General features: G+C 32.1%; 2 protein-coding genes. Both read left to right on the forward strand.

What is annotated here, in order from left to right; translation table 11 throughout:
• The first annotated feature begins 191 nt into the window (after window positions 1-191).
• Window positions 192-827, forward strand: coding sequence for a recombinase family protein (locus tag FOT98_RS28785; RefSeq protein WP_000681164.1), 636 nt, complete (start codon window positions 192-194; stop codon window positions 825-827).
• Window positions 828-849: 22 nt separating this feature from the next.
• A complete protein-coding gene (locus FOT98_RS28790; protein WP_000683046.1) occupies window positions 850-1074 on the forward strand; it encodes a DUF2187 family protein in 225 nt (74 codons plus the stop codon).
• The last annotated feature ends 168 nt before the right edge of the window (window positions 1075-1242 follow it).

Genomic DNA, 1242 nt, shown 5'->3' on the forward strand with positions numbered 1-1242 from the left:
GTTTTTTTTATTATTACATGTTTAAAGGTGTAGGAATTATTTGATGCGTCTATAAAAGTGTACCTTTACAGATATACATAAACCTTTAGGGAAATACATCTGTAAAAGTTGATTTTAAATTTTACGGATGTCTGTATATCCCATAAACATTTACAGATGTTTTTGTTATAATTATTTATGAGGTGTATGAAATGAAACACAAAACATTTGGATATGTACGAGTTTCCAGTAAAGATCAAAATGAGGAACGACAAATTCGAAATATGAAAGATTTAGGAATAGAAGATCGAGATATTTTTATCGATAAACAATCTAGTAGAAATATGCAACGCGAAAATTATCAAATGTTAAAACGTCTTGCTCGTACAGGTGATACCATTGTATTCGATTCTTTAACTAGACTAGGAAGAAGCATGAATGATGTCCTCGAGGAATTCAGATACTATGAAAAGCATGAGATTAATTTACAATTTATAAAAGAACCATTCATTAATGTAAATTACACAGGTAAGAGTACAAATGATGTTATTCAAAGTGCTATTCAGAAAGCAACGCTTACCATTTTATCTGCTTTTGCAGAAAAAGAACGGCATGATATTAAACAGCGACAAGCGGAGGGTATTGCTCTAGCTAAAAGGCAAGGTAAACGGTTAGGACGTCCTCCAGTAGAAATTACAGCCGAATTTATTGAAGCCTATAAAGAATGGAAGTCTGGTGGTATTACAGCAGTAGGAGTCATGAAGAAATATGGTATCAAACGTTCTTCGTTTTACAAACTTGCTAAGCAGTATGAAGAAACAAAACATAAAAATCTACTGAATGATTAATGATAATTTAGGAGGTTATTATATGAAACATACAGCAAAAGTAAAAATTGGTGATTGCGTTCAATTTTCTTATCGTAAGAATCCTTCCTTGCAATTAACTGGATATGTGGTAAGAGTTTTAACGAATACCATTGTTGTAGAGGTTTCAGATATGATGGAAGAGGAGTTAATTGATGCTAGACAGGTAGTAAAGCATGGGCGTTATCATAAGATAGCCCGTAAACAAGTAAAAAGTAAAGTTTCATGAAAAACGCTCTTAAAGAAATCTAGAAGCAACTTTTCAAATGTCATATACTGTCTTGAATACATTTATGTATTGGCATTTTTGTTCGTATTTTTTATACTAAACGTGAGTTTTCCTTACTGGGGAAGGCTATATACATCCCAACTACAAAAGGGAATGCCATATAGTTCT

This window comes from Bacillus sp. HY001 (genome assembly GCF_007558965.1).
In the GTDB taxonomy this organism is placed as follows: Bacteria; Bacillota; Bacilli; order Bacillales; family Bacillaceae_G; genus Bacillus_A; species Bacillus_A mobilis.

Excerpts from the sequence above, each read along its gene's own strand:
- FOT98_RS28785 (WP_000681164.1), top strand. The coding sequence starts at position 192 with ATGAAACACAAAACATTTGGATATGTACGAGTTTCCAGTAAAGATCAA.
- FOT98_RS28790 (WP_000683046.1), top strand. The coding sequence starts at position 850 with ATGAAACATACAGCAAAAGTAAAAATTGGTGATTGCGTTCAATTTTCT.